We start from the raw sequence: 24,267 nt of genomic DNA, 5'->3' as shown, positions 1-24,267 counted from the left end.
CTCAGGACTCGCGCGCGAGCGCGGCGGGCGTACCGCCGCGGGGCTCGTCCCGCGGCTCGTCACCGGGATCCGCCGCCTCCGTGATCTCGTCGTCGCTGCGCGACGGACGCGACCCGTCGAGCCCGACGCCGCGGATCGTGAGGATCATGAACAGCACCATGCTCGAGACGATCGCGATGTCGGCCACGTTGTAGATGGCCGGCAGCATCCACGGCGTCGAGATGAAGTCGATGACGTGCCCGATGCCGAAGCCCGGCTCGCGGAACAGGCGGTCGGTCAGGTTGCCGAGCACGCCGCCGAGCAACAGGCCGAAGACCAGCGCCCACGCGATCGATCGGATGCGACGGGCGAACCACACGATGAAGGTGATCACGCCGGCCGCGAGGATCGTGAAGACCCAGGTCATGCCGCTCGCGATCGAGAAGGCCGCGCCCGGGTTCCGCACGAACTGCCACTGCAGCACGTTGCCGAGCACCGGGACGACCTCGCCCTCGGCGAGAGTGGTGACGACGAAGTACTTGCTCAGCTGGTCGACGCCGTAGACCGTGATCGCGACGCCGACCAGGATGAGCAGCGCGGTGGTGCCGACCCTCGCCGCGCGCTCAGCCGGCAAAGCCCTGGAAGGTCGGGGCGGGCTGCTCGCTGCTCGCGCCGACCGGGGCCGAGAAGCCGGCGCCGCCCGAGACCTGCACCGGCTGGGCGGTGTCGAGCTCGCGGAGCTGGCCCTCGATGTAGCTCTTCAGCTTCTGGCGGTACTCGCGCTCGAAGATGCGGAGCTCGTCGACGCGCTTCTCGAGCGCCACGCGCTCCTGGTCGAGAATCCCCATCTGGGCGCGCTGCTTGGCCTCGGCCTCGGCGACGATGCGAGCCGCGGTCGCATGACCCTCGGCGATCAGCGCGTCGCGCTTCTCGACGCCCTCGCGGACGTGCTCCTCGTGGAGGCGGCGGGCCAGCTGCAGCAGGTTCGTGGTGCTGGTCTGCTCGTCGATCTCGGACTGCGCGGAGGCGGTCGGAGTCGGCACCGCGACGGTGGGCGGTGCGGAGGCCGGCTCGGCGTACACGGGCGACTGGGCGGCCGCAGGTGCGGAACCACCGCCCTCGCCGGCACGGGCCTCGGCGGCGGCGAGGCGCTGGCGCAGCTCCTCGTTCTCCTGGTTGAGCCGGCGAAGCTCGACGACCACCTCGTCGAGGAAGTCATCGACCTCGTCCTGGTCGTAGCCCTCCCGGAACTTCGTCGCCTGGAAGCGCTTGTTGACCACATCTTCCGGAGTTAGCGCCATGGCTTCCCATCCCTTGAATCTGTCGAACCGTTCGATCACGTTCAGCTAACGGTAGCAAAGAGAACCTCGGGGATGCAGAGCGGCGACACAACGGCGCGCCACCCCGCGTCATCGGGGTTCAGGCGGTCGCGGCGGATGCCGCGGCGAGCCACGACACGACCGTCATCGCGATGATCACCACGAGCATCGCGATACTCCAGCCGAGGTCGAGTGCGACCTGCCCGAGGCGGATCGGCGGCACGAGGCGGCGGAAGAATCGCACGAGCGGATCGGTGACCGTGTACACGCCCTCCACGAGCACGAGCACGAATCCCTTGGGGCGCCACGACCGGTTGAAGGTGCGAACGAGGTCCAGGACGAACCTCGCCCACATGATGAAGAAGTAGATGAGGAGGAGGGTGTAGAGGAGGTTCCAGACGACGGAGAGGGCGCTCACGACGGGGAGTCTACGCGTGCGTGAAGAACGACGCGTCAACGTCGCCTTCGGCGTCGCCGGCCTCTCCGGAGACCACGACGTGCGCCGGAGAGAGCAGGAAGACCTTGCTCGTCACGCGCTCGATCTTGCCGTACAGGCCCTGCGAGAGGCCGCTGGCGAAGTCGATGAGCCGGCGCGCGTCGGCGTCGGACATCTGCGACAGGTTGATGATCACCGGCACGCCGTCGCGGAACGACTCGGCGATCATCTGGGCGTCTCGGTACTGGCGCGGGTGCACCGTGAGGATCTCGTTCATCTCCGCCTGCGGTGGTGTCGGTTGCACGTGGTGCTTTCGAAGTGGGGTCACGGCCGCTCCGCCCTTGGTCGCCACCGGCGCGGGCGCGGCATGCACGATCGGCGCGGAGGCGGCCGCTGCGGGCGGCGTCTCGGCCTCGAGCTCCTCGTCGGCGAGTCCGAGGTAGACCATGGTCTTCTTGAGCGGGTTCGACATCGCTGCCTCCGTCAGTCGTTCGTGGTTCGAGGCTAGCCCGGGGCCGGCCGATTCCCCGTGATTGCGGTCCCGATCCGCAGGTGTGTCGCACCCTCCAAGATCGCGTCGCGATAGTCGTGCGACATCCCCATGGACAGTGCGGTCGCCTTGGGCGCGAGCGGCCTGATGCGATCGGAGAGCGACCGGACGCGCGCGAACGCCGGTCGCGCCGCCGCGTCGAGCGGGGCGACCGCCATGAGCCCGAGCAGTCGCAGCCCGGGCGTGCCGAGCACGTGCTCGACGAGGCGCTCGAGGTCGGCGGACTCGACGCCGCCACGGCCCGGATCGTCCGTGAGGTTGACCTGCACGAAGCAGTCGACGGATGCCTCGTCCGAGCGCAGCGCGTCGACCAGCGACATCCGGTCGACCGAGTGGATGACCGAGGCGTAGGCGCGGACCTGCCGCGCCTTCTTGCCCTGCAGCTGTCCGACGAAGTGCCAGGTCAGCCCGAGGTCGGCGAGTTCGCGCGCCTTCGCCTGCGCCTCCTGGTGCCGGTTCTCGCCGATGTCGCGCACGCCGAGCGAGGCGAGCTCGCGGACCAGCGAGGCGGGCTGGAACTTCGTGACCACGACGGTGGTGATGTCCTCGGCGTCGCGTCCTGCCTCGGCAGCCGCCTCCGCGATCCCGCCGCGCACGGCCGACAGCCGGGTGGCGAGCTCGCTCACGCGACTCGCCCCCGGCCGGGGTCCACTGACGTCACTTGAGGAAGTCGGGGATGTCGAGGTCGTCGGAGTCGTCGCCGAACGCGGGATCGGTGACGATCTGGTCGGCCGAGCTGCTCGTCGCCTCGCCCCAGTTGGCCGTCTCGACGAGTTCCTCGATGTCGATCTCGGCGAGGGGCTCGCCGGCGGCGTCACTGCCGAATGCGCCTCCGATGCCGGCGCCGCCGATCGCAGCCGCCCCGACGGTCGCCGGGACCACGGTGGGGCGCTTGACCTCGACGGGCTTCGGCATCGGGTCGCCTCCGTCGAACCCGGCAGCGATGACGGTGACGCGCACCTCGTCGCCGAGCGTGTCGTCGATGACCGCGCCGAAGATGATGTTCGCCTCGGGATGCACGGCCTCCTGCACGAGCCGCGCCGCGTCGTTGATCTCGAAGATGCCGAGGTTCGACCCGCCCTGGATCGAGAGCAGCACGCCGTGGGCGCCGTCGATGGACGCTTCGAGCAGCGGACTCGCGACGGCGAGTTCGGCCGCCTTGATCGCCCGGTCGGCGCCGCGCGAGGAGCCGATGCCCATGAGCGCCGAGCCCGCACCCTGCATGACCGACTTGACGTCGGCGAAGTCGAGGTTGATGAGGCCCGGCGTGGTGATGAGGTCGGTGATGCCCTGGACACCGGCGAGGAGCACCTGGTCGGCCGTCGCGAACGCCTCCAGCATCGAGATGCCGCGGTCGCTGATCTCGAGCAGGCGGTCGTTGGGCACGACGATGAGGGTGTCGACCTCTTCCTTCAGGCGTGCGACGCCCTGTTCGGCCTGGGTCTGGCGGCGCTTGCCCTCGAAGCTGAACGGCTTGGTCACGACGCCGATCGTGAGCGCGCCGATCGACTTCGCGATGCGTGCGACGACGGGCGCGCCGCCGGTGCCCGTCCCGCCGCCCTCACCCGCAGTGACGAAGACCATGTCGGCCCCCGCGAGCGCCTCCTCGATCTCCTCCGCGTGGTCCTCTGCTGCCCGGCGGCCCACCTCGGGATCGGCGCCTGCGCCGAGGCCTCGCGTGAGGTCGCGTCCGACGTCGAGCTTGACGTCGGCGTCGGACATGAGCAGCGCTTGCGCATCGGTGTTGATCGCGATGAACTCGACCCCGCGCAGGCCGAGCTCGATCATGCGATTGACGGCGTTGACGCCGCCGCCGCCGATACCGACCACCTTGATGACGGCGAGGTAGTTCTGGTTTGTCGACATGTCCGGCCCTCTCTGCGAACTCTGAACCTTGAACCTCTACTCGAAGGTTAAAGTTTTGCCGAGTATGCAATTCCTGATTTCGAAGGTAGGTGCCGCATCCGAGGCATCCCGCAAGGCGCTCCCGCGTGTCGCGATCCGATGGGCGGGCCGGGCAGGATGTCGCGACGACCGCCCGTGCGCGATCACTGCGTCACGGGACTGAGCGGAGCCGATACGTCGTAGCGATCGACGTCCTCGGGCGGTGCGGCCGTCATGAGCCGGACGAGGACGGCCGACTTCAGCGCGGAGTCCTCCGCGCTCCCCCACGCGACCGCGGCGCCTTCCGCGAGCTCGAACTCCACGTCGTCGGGCGTGCGTGCGGTGACGGTCGTCACGCGGGCCAGGAGGTCGGCGGGCAGGCTCCGCAGCACGGCGCCGACGGCATGGAACGCATCGCCATCCACACCGCCCACCACCGTGATCAGCGGCAGGGCCTCCGGCTGCTCGTCGGAGCGTGCGATGACCACGCCCGCCGCGTCGACCGACGTGTAGCCCGAGGGGCCCTCCACCACGCCGACGGGCGTGCGCTCGACGATCCGGACGACGAGCGTGCCGGGCGGCACCGTCTCGGTCGCGTACGTCTCGATGAGCGGGAACGCCGACAGCGTCGCCTGCATATCGTCCGCCGAGATGAGCGGGAGGGGGGTTCCGATCCGCTCGTCGAACGCCGCCTGGATGTCGGCGGCCGGGATGCGGGAGGCTCCCTCGACGCGCACGTCGCGCAGTGCCATGAGCGGCGAGTAGGCGACCGCGACCGCGAGCACCGCGAGTCCCACGACGGACGCGATCCCGACGATCCAGGCGATGCGGCGCATGCGGCTGCGACGCGTGAACCGCCGAACCTCCTGGCGCTCGTAGCGCCGGCGCTCGCGTTCGGCCGCGGCGATCGCGCGCCGCGCGGCGCGCTCGTCGCGGCCCGACGGAGTGCGTTCGCCGGATCCGTTCGGGGCCTGCGCCGGACGCGGTGCGACCCGGCTCGCCTCGGTCGCGGGCGGCCGCACCGCCGCGTGGGGAATCGGCTCGGTGACGTTCGCGTCGTGACCCTCCCCCGCGCGACGCGATGCCGCGGTCGCGACCGTGCGGGCAGCGGTGCCTGCCGGCTCGGATGTCTCGCGTGCGGCCGCGGGCGGCGCCGCAGGCGTCCGCACGGTCCGCGCGCGATCGAATCCCTGCGGCCGCCTCACGTCGCCCCGCTCAGCCGCGCCGCTCGTGCTCGAGCGATCCGAGGAGCTGCGGCACGATGCGGTACACGTCGCCGCAGCCCAGCGTGATCACGAAGTCGCCGGGTCGCGCGATGCGCGCGGTGTGGTCGGCCGCCTCCTGCCAGTCGGCGATGTACGCCACGTGCTCGGGATGCTCGAACCGCTCGCTGACGAGCGCACCGGTGACCCCGGGCTCCGGGTCCTCGCGCGCGCCGTAGACGTCGAGCACGACGGTCTCGTCGGCGTACTGCTCGAGCACCTCGGCGAACTCCTTCGCGAAGAGCCGCGTGCGGCTGTAGAGGTGCGGCTGGTGGACGGCGATGATGCGTCCGTCGCCCACGACCGTGCGCGCCGCGGAGAGCGCCGCGGCGACCTCGGTGGGGTGGTGGGCGTAGTCGTCGTACACGCTCACGCCGTCGACCGTGCCGTGCAGCTCGAAGCGGCGGCCCGTGCCGGCGAACCGCGCGATGCCGTCGAGGGCGCGCTGCGGGTCGAAGCCCAGCCCGACGAGCACGGCGAACGCGCCCGCCGCGTTGATCGCGTTGTGACGTCCGGGGATCCGCAGTTGCGCGCGGTACTCGTGCCCCTCGTGCGTGACGGCGAAGGCCACGGGACCGTCGGTCACGATGTCGTGCACGCGCACGGTGGCATCCGGCGCCTCGCCGAAGGTCAGGACGCGAGCGTGCGAGAGCCGCTCGCGCACGCGCGTCGCGCCGGGGTCGTCGGACGAGATCACGACCAGCTCGCGGGACCGATCCGCGAAGTCGACGAAGGCCTGCTCGAACGCCTCGAGGGACCCGTAGTGGTCGAGGTGATCGGGGTCGACGTTCGTGATGAGCGCCACGGCGGTGTCGTAGAGCAGGAACGAGCCGTCGGACTCGTCGGCCTCGACCACGAACAACTCGCCCGAGCCGGAGGCCGAGCTCACGCCGAGCTCCTCGATCACTCCCCCGTTGACGAAGCTCGGATCCTCGCCGAGGGCGAGCAGGCCGGTGATGATCATGCCGGTCGAGGTGGTCTTTCCGTGCGCGCCCGCGACCGAGACGAGCCGCTGGCCGGCGATCACCGAAGCCAGTGCCTGCGAGCGGTGCAGCACCGGGATGCCGCGCTGCAGCGCCGACTGGTACTCCGGGTTGTCCTGCCAGAGCGCACCGGTCACCACGACCGTGTCGACGTCATCGGGCAGGTTCTCTGCGGCGTGCCCGATCGCGATCTCGGCGCCGAGCGCGCGGAGCGCCGCGATGTTGTCGGAGTCGCGCACGTCGGACCCGGTGACGCGGTGCCCTGCGCCGAGCACGAGCCGGGCGATGCCGCTCATGCCCGAGCCGCCGATGCCGACGAAGTGCACGGCGCCGAGGTCGGCGGGGATCGGGGTGGAGAGGTCGGGCTTGATCGTCACGGTGTCGCGGTGCTTCCTGGTCGGATGATCGGTCGGTTCAACGTTACGCGCCTGCGCCTGGGGGTCGGCCCGCCGGGCGCAGCGCGGCGTCGATCAGGGCGACGGTGCGGTCGGTGCCGTCCAGCGCCCCGACGGATGCCGCGGCGCGCGCCATGGCGTCGAGGCGGTCGCGGTCGGCGAGGAGCGGGACGAGCCCGCGCTCCACCCACTCCGGCAGGAACGCGGCGTCGTCGACGAGGACCCCGCCGCCCGCGCCGACCACGTCGGCGGCGTTGAAGCGCTGCTCGCCGTTGCCGACGGGATACGGCACGTAGATGGCCGGGATGCCGAGGGCCGAGAGTTCGCTCACCGTCGCGGCACCGGCCCGCGAGACCGCTGCGTCCGCGACCGACAACGCCAGGTCCATCCGGTCGGCGTACTCGACCATGCGGTAGTCAGGCAGGCCCGGGTCCTCGACGTCGGACTTGGCCCCGGTGACGTGGAGGACCTGCCAACCGGCGGCGACGATCGCCGGAGCACTCGCGACCATCGTGCGGTTGATGCGGCGCGCACCGAGAGAGCCGCCCGTCGCGAGGAGCACGGGGCGGGCGGCGTCGAGGCCGAAGAGCGCCGCCGCCTCGGCGCGCCGCGCCGGACGGTCGAGCGTCTCGATCTCGCGGCGCAGGGGCATGCCCACGAACTCCGCGTGCGGGAGCGGGGTGCCGCGGAACGCGACGCCGACGCGGGCCGCGAACCGAGCCCCGAGCCGGTTCGCCAAGCCCGGACGCGCGTTCGCCTCGTGGATGACGACGGGGACGCCGGCGCGACGCGCGGCGAGGTACGCGGGCGTCGCCACGTACCCGCCGAAGCCCACGACCGCGTCGACGCCGCGCTCGCCGATGATCTCCGCGACGTCGGTGATGGAGCGGCGGAAGCGCGAGGGGAACCGGAGCGCAGCGCCGTTCGGGCGCCGCGGGAACGGCACCTTCTCGATGGTCAGCAGCTCGTATCCGCGCGCGGGCACGAGACGCGACTCGAGGCCCTCCGCGGTGCCGAGCACCAGGACGATCGCGTCGGCGTCGCGATCGCGGAGCCGGTCGGCGACCGCGAGCAGCGGGTTCACGTGGCCGGCGGTGCCGCCGCCGGCCAGGAGGTACGTCGTCATCGCCCGCGGGCCGTCCGGGTCGCACGCGTCGCGCGGCGTTGCTCGGCGCGCGCCGCGGCACGCGCGGGCGCGCCGGGATCGCGGGCGACCGAGAGGACGACGCCGATGGCGAACAGGGTGGTCAGCAGCGCGGTGCCGCCGGCCGAGACGAGCGGCAGCGGAACGCCGAGGACGGGGAAGACGCCGAGCACGACACCGATATTGACACATGCCTGCCCGACGACCCACACGAGCACCGCGGCGGCGACGGTCCGGCCGAACGGCGTCGGGGCCGTGCGGAGGATCCGCGCGAGCGCGATCGCGAGGACGACGAAGAGCCCGATCACGACGACCGCGCCGATCAGTCCGAGCTCCTCGCCGATGATCGCGAAGATGAAGTCGTTGTCGGCAGCGGGCAGCCACGACCACTTCGCGGCCGAGTTGCCGAGCCCGACGCCGAAGATCCCGCCGTTCGCGAGCGCGAACGTGCCGTGCTGGATCTGCCAGCAGTCGGCCGTGTCGTACTGCGTGCAGTGCTCGTGCAGGAAGGCGGTGATGCGACGCATCCGGTTCTCGCTGGAGATGGCGACGAGCCAGAACGCGATCGCGCCCACCACGAGCGGGATGACGAGCAGCCGCAGCCGCACGCCGATGAGGAACAGCGTGCCGAGCAGCATGGCGGCCATGACCATGACGGTGCCGAGGTCGCCGCCGAGCAGCACGAGCCCGATCGCGCCCCCGCCGACGAGCAGGATCGGCATGATGCCCTGCCCGAACTCGTGCAGGTGCTCCTGCTTCTTCGTCACGATGAGGCCGAGCCAGAGGACCAGCGCCACCTTGATGAGCTCGGACGGCTGGAACTGCACCGGGCCGATCCGCAGCCAGTTGGTGTTGCCGCCGACCTCGACGCCGAGCGGCGTCGCGACGACGAGCAGCTGCAGGGCGCACGCGATGGCGAGCACGAGCCAGGCGATGCGCATCCAGAAGCCCTCGCGCATGCGGCCGGCGAGCAGCATGACCGGCACGCCGATCAGCGCGTACGTCGCCTGCTGCAGCGCGCGCCACGTGAAGTCGCCGTCGTTCTCGAGCCCGGACTCGACAATCGAGGAGCTCAGCACCATGATGAGCCCGAGCAGCACGAGGAAGAGCGTCGTGCCGAGCAGGAGGAAGTAGTCCTTCGACTCGGGCCGGAACGCGCCGAGGCGGATGCGGGCGGCGAGGCCCGACGACTCAGGGCGCTTCGGCGGGCGGCTCGTCCGAGGCGGGCTCGTCATGCGCCTCCCCTCCGAGCCGCTCGCGGACGGCGTCGTGGAAGCGCCGGCCGCGGTCGGCGTAGTCCGCGAACTGGTCCATCGATGCCGCGGCCGGGGCGAGGAGCACGGTGTCGCCGTCCTCCGCGACCGAGGCCGCCAGGGCGACCGCGTCGGGCATCACGTTCTCAGTGTCATCCGCGAGCACCTCGAACAGGGGTAGTCCCGGCGCGTGTCGGCGGAACGCCTCGACGAGCGCCGTGCGATCGCGCCCGATCACGACCGCGGCGCGCAGTCGCGCCACGTGACGCGCGACGAGCGCATCGGCGTCGACGCCCTTGAGCAGGCCGCCCACGATCCAGACCACGCGGCCGAAGGCGCGCAGCGAGGCCTCCGCGGCGTGCGGATTCGTCGCCTTCGAGTCGTCGATCCAGCGGATGCCGCCGGCCACCGCGACGGTCTCGATCCGGTGCGCGTCGAGGCGGAACGTCGCGAGCGCATCGTGGATGACCCGGACCGGCACGTCGTACGAGCGCGCGAACGCCGACGCCGCGAGGATGTTCGCCACGATGTGCGGCGCGGCGAGTCCGTGCGGCTCGAGCTCGTCGAGCGTGGTGATCTCGAGGGCCGCGGTGCGCCGATCCTCGAGGAACGCCCGGTCGCACAGGATGCCGTCGACGACGCCGAAGTCGCTCGGGCCGGGCGTGTCGAGCCCGAAGCCGATGGCGCGGGCCCCCTCCTCGACCTCGGCCTCCTCGACCATCGTGCGCGTCGCCTCATCGGCGCGGTTGTACACGCAGGCCACCTTGGTGTTGGCGTACACCTTGCCCTTCGCACCCCGGTACGCGTCGGCCGAGCCGTGCCAGTCGAGGTGGTCGTCGGCGACGTTGAGGCAGACGCTCGAATACGGATGGATCGCGCCGGGTCCGACGGTCGGCAGGTGGTGCAGCTGGAAGCTCGACAGCTCCACCACGAGCACGTCGTAGCCGAGCGGGTCGCGGACGGCGTCGAGCACCGGCACGCCGATGTTCCCGCACGGCGCGACCCTGACGCCGTTCGCGGCGATCAGCGTCGCCGCGAGCTGCACGGTCGTGGTCTTGCCGTTCGTGCCCGTGACGAGCATCCACTCCGCGGCCTTCACCTTGTCGCGCACGCGCCACGCCAGCTCGATGTCGCCCCACACCGGCACGGCATGGTCCGCGGCCCAGGCGAGCACCGGATGGTCGGGCCGGAAGCCCGGCGAGACCACGATGAGGTCGGGGGCGGATGCAACGAGCTCGTCGGGCACGTCATCGAGCGGATGCTGCGCGAATCGCACCCCGATCACCTCGAGGATCCGCTCGCGGTCCTCATCGCGGTCGCGCGCATACACGGTGACCTCGGAGCCGAGCTCCGCGAGCGTGTCGGCCACGGCGAACCCCGTGACGCCGAGGCCCAGAACCGCGACGCGCAGGCCGCGCCATCCGTCGGCATGCCAGCTCGTCAGCCCGTCGAGGCGCGCGGCGCGCGCTGCGTCATCGGTCAACTCTGCAGCCATTCGAAGTAGAACGCGCCGACACCCGCTGCGACGAACAGTCCGCCGATGATCCAGAACCGGACCACGATCGTGACCTCGGCCCACCCCTTCAACTCGAAGTGGTGGTGGATCGGACTCATCAGGAAGATGCGCTTGCCGCCGGAGGCCTTGAAGTACGCGCGCTGCACGATCACCGAGCCCGCCTCGATCACGAACAGGCCGCCGATGATGAGCAGCAGCAGCTCGGTCTGGCTCGTCACCGCGAGGGCCGCCAGCGCGCCGCCCAGGCCGAGCGAGCCCGTGTCGCCCATGTAGATGTGCGCGGGGTTGGTGTTCCACCAGAGGAAGCCCACGACCGCCCCGACGATCGCGGTCGCCACGATCGCCAGGTCGAGCGGATCCCGCACGTCGTAGCTGCGGTAGAGGTCGTCGGGGTTGAGGTTCTCGCTGAAGCGCGACTGGTTGAACTGCCAGAAGCCGATGATGATGAACGACCCGATCGCGAGGATCGAGGCGCCGGAGGCCAGGCCGTCGAGCCCGTCCGTCACGTTCACGCCGTTCGACGCCGCCGCGGTGATGAGCACGATCCACACGACGTACGCGATGATGCCGACGACCGTGCCGAGCACCATGAAGTCCAGCGGCAGGTCGCGGATGAACGAGATCTTCGTCGTCGCGGGCGTCGCGCCCTCCTCGTTCGGGAACTGCAGCGCGAGCAGGGCGAACGCGGCGGCCACGAGCGTCTGGCCGGCGATCTTGGCCCAGCCGCCGAGGCCGAGGCTCTGCTTCTTGCGGGTCTTCAGGAAGTCGTCGACGAAGCCCACGATGCCGAGGCCGACCATCATGAACAGCACGAGCAGGCCCGACGCCGTGGGGCCGTCGCCGATGAGCAGCGTCGCGGCGAAGTACCCGAACAGCGTGCCCAGGATGAAGATGATGCCGCCCATGGTCGGCGTGCCGCGCTTGACGTGGTGGGTCTTCGGCCCGTCGTCGCGGATGAACTGGCCCCAGCCGAGCCTCGTGAACAGCCGGATGAACAGCGGCGTCAGGAACAGGGTGAAGGAGAGCGACAAAGCTCCGGCGGTCAGAAGTGCTCTCACGCGAACCATTCTCCCAGTCGGTCTCCGAGGTGGCGGAGGCCCGCCGAGTTCGACGATTTCACGAGCACGGTGTCGCCCGGGCGCACCGTCGACGTGACGAGCTCGAACGCCTCGTCGGCCGTCTCGACGTAGGCCGACTCGCCGTCCCACGAACCCTCGTTGATCGCCGTGATGTGCAGCCGCCGCGCGCCCTCGCCGACGACCACGAGCTGGGAGACGCCGAGGCGCACGGCGAGCAGGCCGATGCGATCGTGCTCCTCGCCGGAGAACTCGCCGAGCTCGCTCATCTCGCCGAGCACGGCGATCGTGCGCCCCTCGGGCCGCTTGACCTGCGCGAGCGTCTTCAGCGCCGCCGCGACCGAGTCGGGGCTCGCGTTGTAGGCGTCGTTGATGACCGTGATCTCGTCGCGGCCGCCCATCACCTGCATGCGCCACTGCTCGGCGAGCGTCACGCGCTCGAGTCCTGCGACGACGGTGGCCAGGGGGACGCCGAGCTCGAGCGACGCCGCGATCGCGGCCAGCGCGTTCATGACGTGGTGCTCGCCGAGCACCGAGAAGCGCACGCGGGCCGACTCGCCGCCGGGCACCGTCACGGTGAACTCGGTGCCGCGAGCATGCACGACCACCTCGGTGGCCCGCACATCGGCCCGCTCGCCGAGCCCGAACCACACGACGCGCGCGGCGGTCAGCTCGGCCATGGGCGCCACGCGCGGGTCGTCGACGTTCAGCACCGCGACATCGGTCGCCAGCAGGTCGGTCACCATCTCGGACTTGGCCTGCACGGTCTTCTCGATGCCGCCGAACTCGCCGGCGTGGGCGAGGCCGACCTTGAGCACGATGCCGACGTCGGGTCGCGCCATCCGGATCAGGCGGGCGATCTCGCCGACGCCCGATGCGCCCATCTCGGCGACGAGGTACTCCGTCTGCTCGGTGAGCTCGAGCATGGTGGTCGGCGCGCCGACCTCGTTGTTGTAGCTTTTGCGCGCCGCGACCGTCGGACCCACCGCTTCGAGCACCGTGCGGAGCAGGTTCTTCGTGGTCGTCTTGCCGTTCGAGCCCGTGACCCCCACGATCCTCAGCCGCCCGAGCGCGCGCACGCGGCTCACGACCTCGGTCGCGAGCGCGCCGAGCGCGTCGACCGAGTCGGCGACGACGACCTGCGGCACCGCCAGGTCGAGCGGACGCTCGACGATGAGCAGGGCGGCGCCGCGCTCGACCGCGCCCGGCGCGAAGCGATGCCCGTCGTCGAACTCGCCGCGCTTGGCGACGAAGATGCCGCCGGGGACGACCTCGCGGGAGTCGGTCGTGACCGGGCCGTCCACGACGGTCGAGTCGGTCGTCGACGTGCCGGCGGTCTCCAGGCGGCCGCCGGTCGCCGCCAGGACCTCGGCAAGGGTGAGCGCGATCATGCGAGCCACCCCGCTTCGCGCAGCGCCAGCCGCGCGTCGTCTCGCGCCGAGTAGGGATGCTTCACGCCTGCGACCTCCTGGTAGTCCTCGTGTCCGGGGCCGGCGTACAGGATCGCGTCGCCCTCGCCGGCCAGTGCGAGCGCGCGCCGGAAGGCGGCTCGCGGATCCGCGATCTCGTGGATCTCCCGCTCGGGCACCGCCGCGCGGGCCCCGGCGATGAGCGCGGCCCGGATCGCCGCCGGATCCTCCCAGCGCGGGTGGAAATCGGTGATGACGAGGGCGTCGGCCCCGCGCGCCGCGATGGCTCCCATGTCGCCGCGCTTGGTCGCGTCACGATCGCCGTCGGCGCCGAAGACCATCACGATGCGTCCGTCGGTGGTCCGGCGGATGGCGTCGAGGGTCTGCCGGAAGGCGTCGGGCGTGTGGCCGTAGTCGATGTACACCACGGGGCCCCGCTCGCCGGAGACGCGCTCCGCACGGCCGGGGATGTACGCCTCGATGCCGTGCTCGGCCACCGCGTGCGCGATCAGGTCGAGGTCGTGGCCCGCCTCGACGAGCATGACGACGGCCAGCGCCGCGTTGGCCGCCATGAAGCGCCCGATGAGCGGCACGCGGGTCTCGAGCGCGCGGCCGTCGGGCGCGACGAGCCGGAACGCGGTGTGGGTCGGCGCCTCATCGAGGACCTCGAGCGTCCAGTCCGCATCGACCCCGGGCTCGGTCGCGAGCGTGGTGACCGGGATCCTCGACTCGGCGACCAGTCGGCGCCCCCACTCCGAGTCGACGGCGACCACGCCGCGGCGCGCACGCTCGGGTGTGAAGAGCTCGCGCTTGGCCTCGAAGTACTGCTCGAGCGAGGCGTAGTCGTCGAGGTGGTCGTGGCTGAGGTTCGTGAACCCCACCACGTCGAAGACGATGCCGTCGACGCGGTGCCGACTCAGGGCCTGTGCCGACACCTCGATGCCGACGGCGCGTACGTCGACCTCGCGCATGCGGGCGAGCAGGGCGTGCAGCTCGCTCGCCTCGGGCGTCGTCAGCGAACTGGTGACCGCCATGTCGCCGATCCGCCGTTCCGCCGTCGAGGTGAGGCCGGCGGTCACGCCGAGCCGGCGCAGCAGCGCGTCGAGCAGGTAGACCACGCTCGTCTTGCCGTTGGTGCCGGTCACCCCGAACAGCGTCGCCGGATTGTCGGCGGTCCGGTGGATCCAGGCGGCGACCTCGCCGAGTGCGGCGCGCGCGTCGGGCGTCACCAGCACGGGAAGACCCGACGCGGCCGCGCGCTCGGCGCCCGCGTCATCCGTCAGCACGGCCACGGCGCCGTTGGCCGCAGCCTGCGCCGCGAAGTCGGCGCCGTGCGCGTTGCGACCCGGGACGCCGACGTACAGGTCGCCGCCGTGGACCGCCCCTGAGGCGATGGCGACGCCCGTCACGTCGATCTCGTCGATCCCGCCACGCACCTCGAATCCGAACGCCTCCGCGAGGCCGCGGAGCGATCGAGGACTCGGGTGCAGCGGCCGGAGTGCCGTCGGAGGCGTTCCGGTCACGAACCCAACTTTCTACCAGGTGGCTGGCAATTCGGGCGCCGGAGCGCCGGATGGAATCGTCCGATACTTCTTCAGCACCTGGCTCATCACCTGTTGGAAGACGGGAGCGGATGCGGCGGACGAATTCATCTTAACCGGGTCCATGATGCTGACCGAAACGACGAACTCGGGGTCGTCGGCCGGGGCGAACCCGGACACCGACACGAGGTGGCCGCTCTGGTAGCCGCCGTTCCCGTCGGCGACCTGCGCGGTTCCGGTCTTCGCCGCCACCCGGTATCCGGGGATCTCCCAGTCGTCGGCGAGCCATCCCTCGAGGTAGACCTGCTCGAGCATCTGGGCGGTCTGGTCGGCCGCCTTCTCGGAGACCACTCGGCTGCCCTCGGTGGACGCGACGTCGGTGACGGCCCCGTCGGCCGTCCGGCACCCCTCGACGAGCGTCACCGGCATCCGGACGCCGCCGTTCGCGATCGTCTGGTACACGCTGGCGATCTGGATGGCGGTGGTCGAGAGTCCCTGGCCGAACATCGTCGCGTACTTCGTCTGGGCGTCCCAGGCCTCGGGCCCGCCGTGCAGGTCGCCGGATGCCTCGCCGGCGAATCCGACCTCGCTCACCGATCCCAGCCCGAAGTCGAGCATGTCCTCGTAGCGCTGCTCGTCGCTCACGCGCTCGCCGAACAGCGACATCGCCGTGTTCGACGAGTCGATGAGCATGCCGGTCATCGTGTAGTTGGTCGGCCCGTGACCGTGGCTGTCGGTGATGTCCGCACCGTTCGATGGCAGGTACTGGTAGTCCGCGGTGACGCCCGCAGTCGGGTCGCCCTTCCCGGCGTCGATGACGGAGGCCGAGGTGAGCGTCTTGAAGGTCGAGCCCGGCTCGAACGGCGCCGTGAACGCGCGCGACCCGCGGTCGTCGGAGTCGACCGCCGACGGCGAGTTGGGATCGACCGTGGGGACGTCGGCGACCGCGAGGAGGCGACCGGTCTTCGCCTCCATCACCGAGACGGTCGCCCACTGCGCGCCCGTCGCCTGCACCTGCGCGGCGGCCACGTGCTGCACGAAGTACTGCAGGTCGGCGTCGATGGTCAACTGCAGGTCGCCGCCCTGGCGCGCCTCGGAGAGGACGCGCTCGGAGCCGGGGATCTCGACCCAGTCCTTCAGGCTGTGCAGCCACGTGCGCTGGCCGTTCTCGCCGGCGAGGCACGCATCCTCGGAGTACTCGAGCCCGGCGACGGCGAGGCCGTCGGGGTCCATGAAGCCGAGCAGGTTCCCTGCGACCGCGCCGTTGGGATACCGACGGCTGGGGTGCTCGTACGGCACGACCCACGGGATGTCGAGCGCCTCGACCTTCTCGTAGGTCTCGGTGTCGACCAGCTTCGCGACGTACGCGAAGTCGGAGTCGGGGTCCTCCTCGAGCGATGCGTCGATGACGCCGCGCAGCTCTTCGGGTGAGCGTCCGATGACCGCGCCGAGCTCGGACAGGACCTGCTCGAGCGGCACCTCGACGTCGACGGTCTTGGATGCGTCGGCCGGATCGGGCTGTTCCCGGACGACCGGACCGAGCATCGCCTGCTTCGGCGAGAGCGCGATGTCGTAGCGCATGACGCTGTCGGCGAGGACGATCCCGTTCGCGTCGAGGATCTCGCCGCGCTCGCCGTAGATCGTCGCGACCCGGGACCGCACGTCCTCGGACGCGGCGTTGAGCTCGGCGGCGCGCACCACCTGGATGTCGACGAGCCGGATGACGAACCACCCCACCATCAGCACGAGCGCGAGGCCCGCCGCGACGACGCGGCGCACCGGCCGCCGGCTCACACGGTTCATCGGTCGGGTCCGCTCCCTTCGCGGCTCGGTCGGTCGGTCAGTGCGTGGCGGGCGTCGGCAGTCCGCCCTGGAGGGCCGGTGGCGCGGCCGGCGTGCCGGCGCCGGGCGTGTTGCCGTTGCCGTTGCCGTTGCCGTTGCCGTTGCCGTTGCCGTTGCCGTTGCCGGCAGTCTCCTCCGCGGCCTGCTCGGTGATCGGCGGCACGCCGTCGATGAGCGCGTTCGGCACGAGGGACGAGGATGCGCCGGCCGCACCTGCCGCCGCGGTCGGTGCGCCGAGCACGGCGCCGTCGGAAAGGCGCAGGTACACGGGATCCGAGTTCGGGACCATGCCGAGCGCCTCGGCGTTCATGGCGAGGTACTGCGGCGACTCGAGCCGGTCGAGGTCGTCCGAGAGCTTCTGCTGCTCGCGCTGCAGCTCGGATTGGCGGAGGAGCTGCGCGTCGAGCTCGTAGGCGCCCTGCGTCATCGCGACCGACAGCAGCAGCTGCGCCATGGCGATGACGCCGATGGAGACGAGCGCGACGACGCCGTAGGCGAGCCTCGGCCTCGCGCGACGCACGGTCTCGGGCGCGGGGCGGAGCCGTCTCGTGCGCTCGGGCGCCACGCCGGGCGCAGCGCGGCGTGCGGGTCGTGTCTGGGCCGGCAGTGCGCTCACGACGGCCTCCTCACTCGTTCTGCGGCGCGCAGGCGCACCGGCTTGGCACGCGGGTTCTCCGCCTGCTCGGCCTCGCTCGCGAGCTCGGCACCCCTGACGAGGAGCCGGAACTGCGGGCGATGCTCGGGAAGCTCCATCGGCAGCCCGGGGGGTGCCGTGGAACTGGATGCCGCCGCGAGGACGCGCTTGACGAGCCGGTCCTCGAGCGACTGGTACGCGAGGACCACGATGCGGCCCTCGACGGCGACGAGGTCGAGCGCGGCGGGCAGCGCTCGTTCGAGCACCGCGAGCTCCTCGTTCACCTCGATGCGCAACGCCTGGAAGACGCGCTTGGCCGGATGGCCCGCCCGCTGCACCGCGGCGGGCGTCGCATCGTGCAGCACCTCGACGAGCCGTCCCGACCGCGTGATGGGCTCGGACTGACGCGCCTTGACGATCGCGCGCGCATAGCGAGCGGCGAGCTTCTCCTCGCCGTAGTCGCGGAAGATACGGCGGAGGTCCTCTTCGGAATACTCGGCGATCACGTCGGCCGCGGTGCGGCCACGCGTGGCATCCATGCGCATGTCGAGCGGCGCATCCTTCGCGTAGGCGAAACCGCGCTCGGCGCGGTCGAGCTGCAGCGACGAGACGCCGAGGTCGAACAGGATGCCGTGCACCTCGTCGAATCCCTCGCCGCGCACGGCGTCGGCGATGCCGTCGTACACGGTGTGCACGAATCGCGCGCGACCACCGAAGGCCGCGAGCCGTTCTCCCGCGATCCCGAGCGCGTCGGGATCGCGATCGAGCCCGATCGCCGTGGCGCCCGGGAACCGCTCGAGCACCGCGGCGGTGTGGCCGCCCATGCCGAGCGTGGCATCGACGAAGACCGCGCCTTCGCGCCCGAGCGCCGGCTCCAGGAGCTCGAGCGTGCGCTCGAGCATCACCGGGGTGTGGATCCGTTCGATGTCCATGATGCCTCCCGCTCCCGGTCCTCCGGGTCCCGATCCCCATCCGTTCGTCCTGCTGCGGGGAAGTGCAGCAGGCTCGCACGGCTGGGAGTCGCGACCCGTGGACTCAGAAGAGTCCGGGAATCACCTCCTCCGCCGTCTCCGCGAAGGCCGCCTCCTGCTCGGCGAGGTAGCTCTGCCACGCCGCCGCATCCCAGATCTCCACCCGCGTGCCCGCTCCGATGACCGTGAGGTCGCGGTCGAGCCCCGCATACGTGCGGAGGTTCGCGGGGATGGTGACCCGATGCTGCTTGTCGGGGGTCTCCGCAGAGGCCCCTGAGAGGAAGACGCGCATGTAGTCGCGCGCCTGCTTGCTCGTGACGGGGGCTTGGCGGATCTTCTCGCTCATGCTCTCGAACTCCCGCGCGCTGAACACGTAGATGCAGCGCTCCTGACCTCGCGTGAGCACGAGGCCGTTCGACAGCTCCTCCCGGAACTTCGCCGGAAGAATGACGCGGCCTTTCTCATCGAGCTTCGGTTCATAGCTTCCGAGGAACATCGCGTCACCCCCATCCTCCGGCCAGGAACCAGGTGCAGGCTCCACTTTACTCCACTGTCCTCCACCAAACAACGACATTGGCCGGTTTGCGACCCATTCGCCTCAGTGCAGCCCCGGATCCACGGGGATTCTGCAGGTGGAGGGAAGTGGATGGACCAGCGCATGGGGTTGACGGGATCTGCCGATCGGGCGTATGAGCCGCCAGTGGAACGCGGTCGTGAGACGGAGTCGCGTCGGCCGGTGGCGCATCGCGTGCGGCGCAGGGAGGGAAGTGGAGGGCTCGAGGCGCAGGCGGTGGAGGATCGCCCTCGGACACGAGAAACGGGCCGATCCCCGATCGGCCCGTCAGTCGGTCTTCAGTGAGCTGCGGTCAGTCGTGCCCGTCCTGGCGGCGGTCCCACCGCTCGTTCAGCCGGTCCATGAAGCCGGCACGCGGCTTCGACTGTCGGGACGGCCCGGCCGGGCCGGCCACGCCGGAGACCGGGTTCGACGCGGCCGAGCGCTTGGACGGCGTGATGGCGACGAGCACGCCGACGAACATGAGCGCGAAGCCCAGGACGCCGACGATGAGCAGCTGCGATGCGACGCCGCCGATGAGCGCGCCGGCGCCGGCGACGGCGAGCAGTACGCCGAGGACGATGGCCCGGTAATTGGGTCGCCCACGACCGGCACCTCCGACCGTCGCGACGAAGTCGGCGTCGTTCTTGTAGAGGTTCCGCTCCATCTCTTCGAGAAGGCGTTGCTCCTGCTCTGAAAGCGGCATCTCATTCCCCTCATGCTCGGGACCGACGCTTCGTGACGCCATTCTAGTCTGCTGCGTCGTCGCTAGGCTAGGACGATGGTCCCGGCTCCCCGACTCGTCGATCTGGTGAACGAACGCCTCGAGGAATTCCTTTCCGGCCGTGCCTCCATTCTCCGCTCCATCGCACCCGACCTCGACCCGCTGTCGGAATTCTCCAAGCGCTTTCTCAGCGGTGGCAAGCGCTTCCGGGCGCAGTTCTGCGTGCGCGGGTGGGAGGCGGTCCGCGGCACGGCGGGCGAGCCGGCCGATATCGCCGCGACGGCCGAGCGGGCTGCCGTGGTGTCCGCGTCCGCGGCACTCGAGGTGTTCCACGCGGCGGCACTCGTGCACGACGACCTCATCGACAACTCCGACACGCGTCGCGGCGCGCCATCCGCCCATCGCGTCTTCGAGGCGCAGCACGCCGAATCGGCCTGGGCTGGGAGTGCGCCCGAGTACGGCCGCGCCGCCGCGGTGCTCCTCGGCGACCTGCTCCTCGGCTGGAGCGACGAGCTGCTCGACGACGGGCTGGCCGGACTCCCGGCCGGCCCGGCGGCACGCTCGGCCCGGCTCGAGTTCAACCGCATGCGCACCGAGGTCACCGTCGGCCAGTACCTCGACATCCTCGAGGAACGCGCATGGATCGCGATGCCCGACGACGCGCAGCGCGCGCGTGCCGAGCGCGTGGTGGTGTTCAAGTCCGCCAAGTACAGCATCGAGGCGCCGCTGGTGATCGGCGGTGCGATCGCGGGCGCCTCCGCCGCCGAGCTCGACGCGCTGCGCGCGTTCGGGCTGCCGCTGGGCATCGCCTTCCAACTCCGCGACGACCTGCTCGGCGTCTACGGAGACCCCGCGCTGACCGGCAAGCCCGCGGGCGACGACCTGCGTGAGGGCAAGCGCACGGTGCTCATCGCGATCGCGCGCGAACGCCTGGCATCGCCCCAGCGTCGACTGCTCGACGAACTCCTCGGCGATCCCGAACTCGACGACGACCAGGTGCGCGTGCTGCAGCAGACGCTGCGGGAGTGCGGCGCGGTCGACGAGGTCGAACGACTCATCGCGATGCACACCGAGGACGGGACGCGTGCGCTGGAGTCGGCGGCGATCGATCGCGACGCGTCGGCGGCGCTGGCCAGCCTGGCCGAGGCCGTCACCCGGCGGGCGAGCTGAGCCCCGCCCCAGCCGTCAGGCGAGCGCCTGGGCCACGCGCCGCACCTCGGACTTGCGCCCGGCGTGGAGCGCCGCGATCGGCGTGGTGCCGAGGCTGTCCTCCTCCGCGAGGAGCCACTCGAGCGCCTCGGCGTCGCTGAACCCGGCATCGGCGAGCACGATCGCGGTGCCGTGGAGCTCGGGCAACGGCGCGTCGTCGCGCAGGAACGCGGCGGGCACCTTCAGCACGCCGTCGACCCGGGTCGCGAGCAGGTAGCGCTCGTCGATCAGGCGACGGATGCGGCTCGGGGTCTGCCCGAGGCGCTCGACGAGGTCGGGAACGGTCAGCCACTCGGTCTGCTGGGCGTCGGTCACGCGTACAGACTGCCACGCAGCCGCATCCGGAGGGAACCGCCTCGACGGCGAGGCGCGGCGACGCGCGCGGATGTGTTTGACTCGCCCGCACCTCGGTGAGACGGTGACCGCATCCGCTCGATGCGGAGGGGGACCATGGACCAGCACCTGGAAGCGACGTCCGCCGGCCGGCAGGCCGGACGCCCCGACGCCGCCTCCCGCGGAGCTCGCCGTCGTGGCATCCGCCGCCTGCTCACGCTTCCCGTCGCCGTTGCCGGCGCCGTCGCGGTGACCCTCGGGATCGTGCAGCCGGCCGCGGCTGCGCCGCAGACCGTCAAGCGCCACCCGAAGCCCAGGGCGGTCTCGGGTGCGCCGGTCGCGGTCGAGGTGCCGAGCAGTGCTGCGGCCTCAGACGTCCCAGCGGAGGTGACCGTGCAGGAGGGCGACACGGTGAGCGCGATCGCCGCCCGGTACGGCCTGTCGACCGCCGAGGTGCTCGCCGAGAACGGGCTGAGCTGGTCGAGCCTCATCTTCCCCGGACAGCGGCTCGCGATGCCCGGTGGGACCGCAGCGGCCTCGACCGCACCTCCCGTGCCACGGCCCGAGATCGCACGCCACATCGTGCGTCCGGGCGACACCGTGAGCGGGATCGCCGCCGCATACGGACTCGACGTCGACGTCGTGCTGAGCGCGAACGGGCTGAGCCGGGCGAGCCTCATCTTCCCGGGCCAGGCGATCGTGCTACCCGCCGGCGGCGACGCCACGGCCGATGCCGCCGAGCCGCCGACGGTGAGTCCGCCTGCCGTCGAATCGGCCGACGATGAAGCCCCGGCCGCCATGCTCGACGTGCACCTGGACGATGCCATGCGCGTCAACGCTCGGATCATCGTCGACATCGGCCGAGGCCTCGGGATACCGGACAGCGGCATCGTGATCGCCCTGGCCGTCGCCGCACAGGAGTCCGGCCTGCGCAACCTCGACCACGGCGATCGCGACTCGCTCGGACTGTTCCAGCAGCGTCCGAGCCAGGGCTGGGGCACCGTGGACGACGTGCTCGATCCGGTCCACGCCGCCGCCGCGTTCTACGGCGGCCCATCGTCGCCGACCGTCGGCACCGCGCCGGGGCTGCTCGACGTGCCCAGCTGGTCGTCCATGACGCTCACCGATGCCGCGCAGTCGGTCCAGCACAGCGGCCATCCCGAGCACTACGCCAAGTGGGAGGCGTCGGCGCAGCGCTGGCTCGGCGAACTCGGATGACGCGACCCGAACCATCCATCGTCACGATGGCGTTGCGATCCGCAGCCGCCCGGCGTTTGCTCATCTGACGGCATACGCTCCTTCGTAGACTCGTACGGTGACCACTGCGCCAGCCGACCCGATGATCGGCCGTCTCATCGACGGCCGGTATCAGGTGCGCTCGCGCATCGCGCGCGGCGGCATGGCGACGGTGTACCTCGCCACCGACCTCCGCCTCGAGCGTCGCGTCGCGATCAAGGTGATGCACGGACACCTCGCCGACGACAACACCTTCAAGACGCGCTTCGTGCAGGAGGCGCGCTCGGCCGCCCGCCTCGCGCATCCCAACGTCGTGAACGTCTTCGACCAGGGCCAGGACGCCGACATGGCGTACCTCGTCATGGAGTACCTGCCCGGCATCACCCTTCGCGACCTCCTCAAGGACTACAAGCGCCTCACCCCCGAGCAGACGGTCGACATCCTCGACGCCGTGCTCGCAGGGCTCGCCGCCGCGCACAAGGCCGGCATCGTGCACCGCGACCTCAAGCCCGAGAACGTGCTCCTCGCCGACGACGGGCGCATCAAGCTCGGCGACTTCGGGCTCGCTCGGGCCGCGAGCGCCAACACGGCCACCGGACAGGCGCTGCTCGGCACGATCGCATACCTCTCCCCCGAGCTCGTGACGCGCGGCGTCGCGGATGCCCGGAGCGACATCTACGCGCTCGGCATCATGGCGTACGAGATGCTCACCGGCGAGCAGCCGTACGTCGGCGAGGCGCCGATGCAGATCGCGTACCAGCACGCGAACGAGTCGGTGCCCGCCCCGAGCACTCGCAATCCCGCCGTCCCCGCCGAGCTCGACGGGATCGTGCTGTGGGCCACTTCGCGCGATCCCGACGAGCGGCCGGCCGACGCGCGCATCATGCTCGAGCGGCTCCGCGAGCTCGAGCCCGCGCTCCGGCCCGCGCATCCGCGAACGGCGGCGGGTGACACTGCCATCATCGGCGCGATCGACGCGGCACCGACCGCAGAGACGCGCGTGCTCGCACCGAACGGCGGCATGGTCGTTCCGACCGCGACTGTGGTCGACGACGACGAGGCGGGCGATGCGGTGACGCTCGCGCGCTCCTCGAGTGCCCGACGCCGCCGCGGGTACTGGCTGCTCGCCCTGGTGCTGCTCCTGACCGGGCTCGCGGCCGGCACCGGATGGTACTTCGGCGCCGGCCCGGGCTCGCTGGCCACGGTTCCCGACACGACCGGCATGCTGCCCGACACGGCGACCCAGGTGCTCCAGGAAGCGGGCTTCGAGGTCGAGCCCGCCGAACGGAACGATCCGCTGATCCCCCCGGGGCAGGTCTCCGGCACCGATCCCGAGGACGGCGCGCTGGCACGCCGCGGATCGACCGTACAGCTCTTCGTCTCCCTGGGGCCGCAGATCCTCGACGTGCCGCAGGTCGTGGGCCTGCCCGAGGCCGACGCGCGCACGGCGCTCGAGGCCTTCGCCGTCGCGGAGGACTCGACGAGGCAGTTCTCGCCCGACGTCGAAGCGGGCGCGGTGATCGCCGTGCTCGACGGCGGTGGAGCGCCGGTGCCCGCGACCTATCCCGAGCGCGGGGCCATCACGCTCGTGGTCTCGGTCGGGCGCGTCCCGCCCGTCGAGGGCCTCGCGGTGGGCGAGGCCGAGACGCGCCTGAAGGCTGCCGAACTCGTCGTCGAGTTCGCCGATCCGCAGTTCAGCAACGACGTCGCAGTCGACGTGGTCATCACGGCCGATTGGCTCGACGATCCCATGAATCCGGGCGACACCGTTCGCCTGACCGTCTCCAAGGGCCCCGACCTCGTCGAGGTCCCGAACGTGGTCACCGGCCAGACCATCGCACAGGCGCGAGCGCAGCTCGAAGCCGCCGGCTTCGCCGTCGCGTCGAACGTGCCGCCCTTCCTCGAGGGCGCGGTGGTCGCGTCGGCGCAGAGCCCGGCGGCCGGCGAGAAAGTCGCGCGCGGCACCGAGATCACGGTCAACTTCCAGCCGTAGGGGCGGAGCGTTCCGGCCGGAGCGG

The 24,267-nt window shown here is 71.3% G+C and carries 23 protein-coding genes; 3 read left to right on the top strand and 20 right to left on the bottom strand.

All coding sequences use genetic code 11. The annotated features are described in order from the left end of the window. Position 1: 1 nt before the first annotated feature. The 19 genes from lspA to ACFQ58_RS07370 all read right to left on the bottom strand — a co-directional run bounded on the left by lspA (position 2) and on the right by ACFQ58_RS07370 (position 19,453). Positions 2-613: a signal peptidase II gene (gene lspA, locus ACFQ58_RS07460; RefSeq protein WP_376950448.1), complete on the bottom strand. Its 612-nt coding sequence runs from the start codon at positions 611-613 to the stop codon at positions 2-4. Beyond that, positions 603-1,280 (bottom strand): DivIVA domain-containing protein, encoded by a 678-nt coding sequence (locus tag ACFQ58_RS07455; RefSeq protein ID WP_376950447.1) that lies wholly within the window; start codon positions 1,278-1,280, stop codon positions 603-605. Before ACFQ58_RS07455 ends, lspA begins: the two co-directional genes overlap by 11 nt. Before the next feature lie 118 nt (positions 1,281-1,398). Continuing rightward, positions 1,399-1,716, bottom strand: coding sequence for a YggT family protein (locus ACFQ58_RS07450; RefSeq protein WP_376950446.1), 318 nt, complete (start codon positions 1,714-1,716; stop codon positions 1,399-1,401). Between the two features lie 10 nt (positions 1,717-1,726). Next, a complete protein-coding gene (locus ACFQ58_RS07445; RefSeq protein ID WP_376950445.1) occupies positions 1,727-2,206 on the bottom strand; it encodes a cell division protein SepF in 480 nt (159 codons plus the stop codon). 32 nt (positions 2,207-2,238) lie between these two features. After that, positions 2,239-2,910, bottom strand: a complete 672-nt coding sequence (locus ACFQ58_RS07440; RefSeq protein ID WP_376950444.1) for a YggS family pyridoxal phosphate-dependent enzyme — start codon at positions 2,908-2,910, stop codon at positions 2,239-2,241. 31 nt (positions 2,911-2,941) lie between these two features. Further along, positions 2,942-4,150 (bottom strand): cell division protein FtsZ, encoded by a 1,209-nt coding sequence (ftsZ, locus tag ACFQ58_RS07435; protein WP_376950443.1) that lies wholly within the window; start codon positions 4,148-4,150, stop codon positions 2,942-2,944. A gap of 182 nt (positions 4,151-4,332) precedes the next feature. After that, entirely contained in the window at positions 4,333-5,373 is a 1,041-nt protein-coding gene (locus ACFQ58_RS07430; RefSeq protein ID WP_376950442.1) for an FtsQ-type POTRA domain-containing protein, read from the bottom strand. Between the two features lie 10 nt (positions 5,374-5,383). Continuing rightward, positions 5,384-6,790, bottom strand: a complete 1,407-nt coding sequence (gene murC / locus ACFQ58_RS07425; RefSeq protein ID WP_376950441.1) for a UDP-N-acetylmuramate--L-alanine ligase — start codon at positions 6,788-6,790, stop codon at positions 5,384-5,386. Between the two features lie 43 nt (positions 6,791-6,833). Continuing rightward, the gene (locus ACFQ58_RS07420) at positions 6,834-7,934 is read right to left on the bottom strand and encodes a glycosyltransferase (RefSeq protein ID WP_376950440.1); all 1,101 of its coding nucleotides are present in this window, start codon (positions 7,932-7,934) and stop codon (positions 6,834-6,836) included. Continuing rightward, on the bottom strand, positions 7,931-9,187 hold the full coding sequence (ftsW, locus tag ACFQ58_RS07415) for a putative lipid II flippase FtsW (RefSeq protein ID WP_376950439.1): 1,257 nt from the start codon (positions 9,185-9,187) through the stop codon (positions 7,931-7,933). Before ftsW ends, ACFQ58_RS07420 begins: the two co-directional genes overlap by 4 nt. Continuing rightward, complete coding sequence (murD, locus tag ACFQ58_RS07410) at positions 9,144-10,700, bottom strand: UDP-N-acetylmuramoyl-L-alanine--D-glutamate ligase (RefSeq protein WP_376950438.1); 1,557 nt, start codon at positions 10,698-10,700, stop codon at positions 9,144-9,146. Before murD ends, ftsW begins: the two co-directional genes overlap by 44 nt. Next, positions 10,685-11,779 carry a phospho-N-acetylmuramoyl-pentapeptide-transferase gene (mraY, locus tag ACFQ58_RS07405; protein WP_376950437.1) on the bottom strand — a complete coding sequence of 365 codons (1,095 nt, stop codon included), beginning with the start codon at positions 11,777-11,779 and terminating at the stop codon, positions 10,685-10,687. Before mraY ends, murD begins: the two co-directional genes overlap by 16 nt. Then, on the bottom strand, positions 11,776-13,188 hold the full coding sequence (gene murF / locus ACFQ58_RS07400; RefSeq protein WP_376950436.1) for a UDP-N-acetylmuramoyl-tripeptide--D-alanyl-D-alanine ligase: 1,413 nt from the start codon (positions 13,186-13,188) through the stop codon (positions 11,776-11,778). Before murF ends, mraY begins: the two co-directional genes overlap by 4 nt. Then, positions 13,185-14,729, bottom strand: a complete 1,545-nt coding sequence (locus tag ACFQ58_RS07395; RefSeq protein ID WP_376950435.1) for a Mur ligase family protein — start codon at positions 14,727-14,729, stop codon at positions 13,185-13,187. The genes murF and ACFQ58_RS07395 overlap by 4 nt, the downstream gene beginning before the upstream one ends. Before the next feature lie 12 nt (positions 14,730-14,741). After that, a complete protein-coding gene (locus tag ACFQ58_RS07390) occupies positions 14,742-16,550 on the bottom strand; it encodes a peptidoglycan D,D-transpeptidase FtsI family protein (RefSeq protein ID WP_376950434.1) in 1,809 nt (602 codons plus the stop codon). A 37-nt stretch (positions 16,551-16,587) separates the two neighbouring features. Beyond that, positions 16,588-17,205 carry a hypothetical protein gene (locus ACFQ58_RS07385; protein WP_376950433.1) on the bottom strand — a complete coding sequence of 206 codons (618 nt, stop codon included), beginning with the start codon at positions 17,203-17,205 and terminating at the stop codon, positions 16,588-16,590. Beyond that, positions 17,202-18,155 carry a 16S rRNA (cytosine(1402)-N(4))-methyltransferase RsmH gene (gene rsmH / locus ACFQ58_RS07380; RefSeq protein ID WP_376950432.1) on the bottom strand — a complete coding sequence of 318 codons (954 nt, stop codon included), beginning with the start codon at positions 18,153-18,155 and terminating at the stop codon, positions 17,202-17,204. The genes ACFQ58_RS07385 and rsmH overlap by 4 nt, the downstream gene beginning before the upstream one ends. A 103-nt stretch (positions 18,156-18,258) precedes the next feature. Further along, the gene (gene mraZ, locus ACFQ58_RS07375; RefSeq protein ID WP_376950431.1) at positions 18,259-18,690 is read right to left on the bottom strand and encodes a division/cell wall cluster transcriptional repressor MraZ; all 432 of its coding nucleotides are present in this window, start codon (positions 18,688-18,690) and stop codon (positions 18,259-18,261) included. A gap of 370 nt (positions 18,691-19,060) precedes the next feature. Continuing rightward, positions 19,061-19,453, bottom strand: coding sequence for a DUF3040 domain-containing protein (locus tag ACFQ58_RS07370; RefSeq protein ID WP_376950430.1), 393 nt, complete (start codon positions 19,451-19,453; stop codon positions 19,061-19,063). Positions 19,454-19,528: 75 nt separating this feature from the next. On the opposite strand from ACFQ58_RS07370, the gene ACFQ58_RS07365 reads away from it, so the two are divergent. Further along, positions 19,529-20,641: a polyprenyl synthetase family protein gene (locus tag ACFQ58_RS07365; protein WP_376950429.1), complete on the top strand. Its 1,113-nt coding sequence runs from the start codon at positions 19,529-19,531 to the stop codon at positions 20,639-20,641. 15 nt (positions 20,642-20,656) lie between these two features. On the opposite strand, the gene ACFQ58_RS07360 is transcribed toward ACFQ58_RS07365, so the two are convergent. Further along, a complete protein-coding gene (locus tag ACFQ58_RS07360) occupies positions 20,657-20,995 on the bottom strand; it encodes an Rv2175c family DNA-binding protein (protein ID WP_092670357.1) in 339 nt (112 codons plus the stop codon). A 135-nt stretch (positions 20,996-21,130) separates the two neighbouring features. Between ACFQ58_RS07360 and ACFQ58_RS07355 the strand changes: the two genes are divergently transcribed. Then, positions 21,131-22,231, top strand: coding sequence for a LysM peptidoglycan-binding domain-containing protein (locus ACFQ58_RS07355; protein WP_376950428.1), 1,101 nt, complete (start codon positions 21,131-21,133; stop codon positions 22,229-22,231). Between the two features lie 97 nt (positions 22,232-22,328). After that, positions 22,329-24,242, top strand: coding sequence for a Stk1 family PASTA domain-containing Ser/Thr kinase (gene pknB / locus ACFQ58_RS07350; protein WP_376950427.1), 1,914 nt, complete (start codon positions 22,329-22,331; stop codon positions 24,240-24,242). Positions 24,243-24,267 lie beyond the last annotated feature (25 nt).

It is taken from the genome of Agromyces sp. NPDC056523 (assembly GCF_042794545.1).
Lineage (GTDB): Bacteria > Actinomycetota > Actinomycetes > Actinomycetales > Microbacteriaceae > Agromyces.
Note: the sequence above shows the minus strand (reverse complement) of the source record. Positions and strands in the feature narration are given on the sequence as shown.

Bases quoted from the DNA above. Each gene is read 5' to 3' on its own strand.
- ACFQ58_RS07455 (WP_376950447.1), bottom strand. From the start codon at position 1,280: ATGGCGCTAACTCCGGAAGATGTGGTCAACAAGCGCTTCCAGGCGACG.
- ACFQ58_RS07445 (WP_376950445.1), bottom strand. From the start codon at position 2,206: ATGTCGAACCCGCTCAAGAAGACCATGGTCTACCTCGGACTCGCCGAC.
- ftsZ (WP_376950443.1), bottom strand. From the start codon at position 4,150: ATGTCGACAAACCAGAACTACCTCGCCGTCATCAAGGTGGTCGGTATC.
- ACFQ58_RS07420 (WP_376950440.1), bottom strand. From the start codon at position 7,934: ATGACGACGTACCTCCTGGCCGGCGGCGGCACCGCCGGCCACGTGAAC.
- ftsW (WP_376950439.1), bottom strand. From the start codon at position 9,187: ATGACGAGCCCGCCTCGGACGAGCCGCCCGCCGAAGCGCCCTGAGTCG.
- murD (WP_376950438.1), bottom strand. From the start codon at position 10,700: ATGGCTGCAGAGTTGACCGATGACGCAGCGCGCGCCGCGCGCCTCGAC.
- murF (WP_376950436.1), bottom strand. From the start codon at position 13,188: ATGATCGCGCTCACCCTTGCCGAGGTCCTGGCGGCGACCGGCGGCCGC.
- ACFQ58_RS07390 (WP_376950434.1), bottom strand. From the start codon at position 16,550: ATGAACCGTGTGAGCCGGCGGCCGGTGCGCCGCGTCGTCGCGGCGGGC.
- rsmH (WP_376950432.1), bottom strand. From the start codon at position 18,155: ATGGACATCGAACGGATCCACACCCCGGTGATGCTCGAGCGCACGCTC.
- mraZ (WP_376950431.1), bottom strand. From the start codon at position 18,690: ATGTTCCTCGGAAGCTATGAACCGAAGCTCGATGAGAAAGGCCGCGTC.
- ACFQ58_RS07370 (WP_376950430.1), bottom strand. From the start codon at position 19,453: ATGCCGCTTTCAGAGCAGGAGCAACGCCTTCTCGAAGAGATGGAGCGG.
- ACFQ58_RS07365 (WP_376950429.1), top strand. From the start codon at position 19,529: ATGGTCCCGGCTCCCCGACTCGTCGATCTGGTGAACGAACGCCTCGAG.
- ACFQ58_RS07355 (WP_376950428.1), top strand. From the start codon at position 21,131: ATGGACCAGCACCTGGAAGCGACGTCCGCCGGCCGGCAGGCCGGACGC.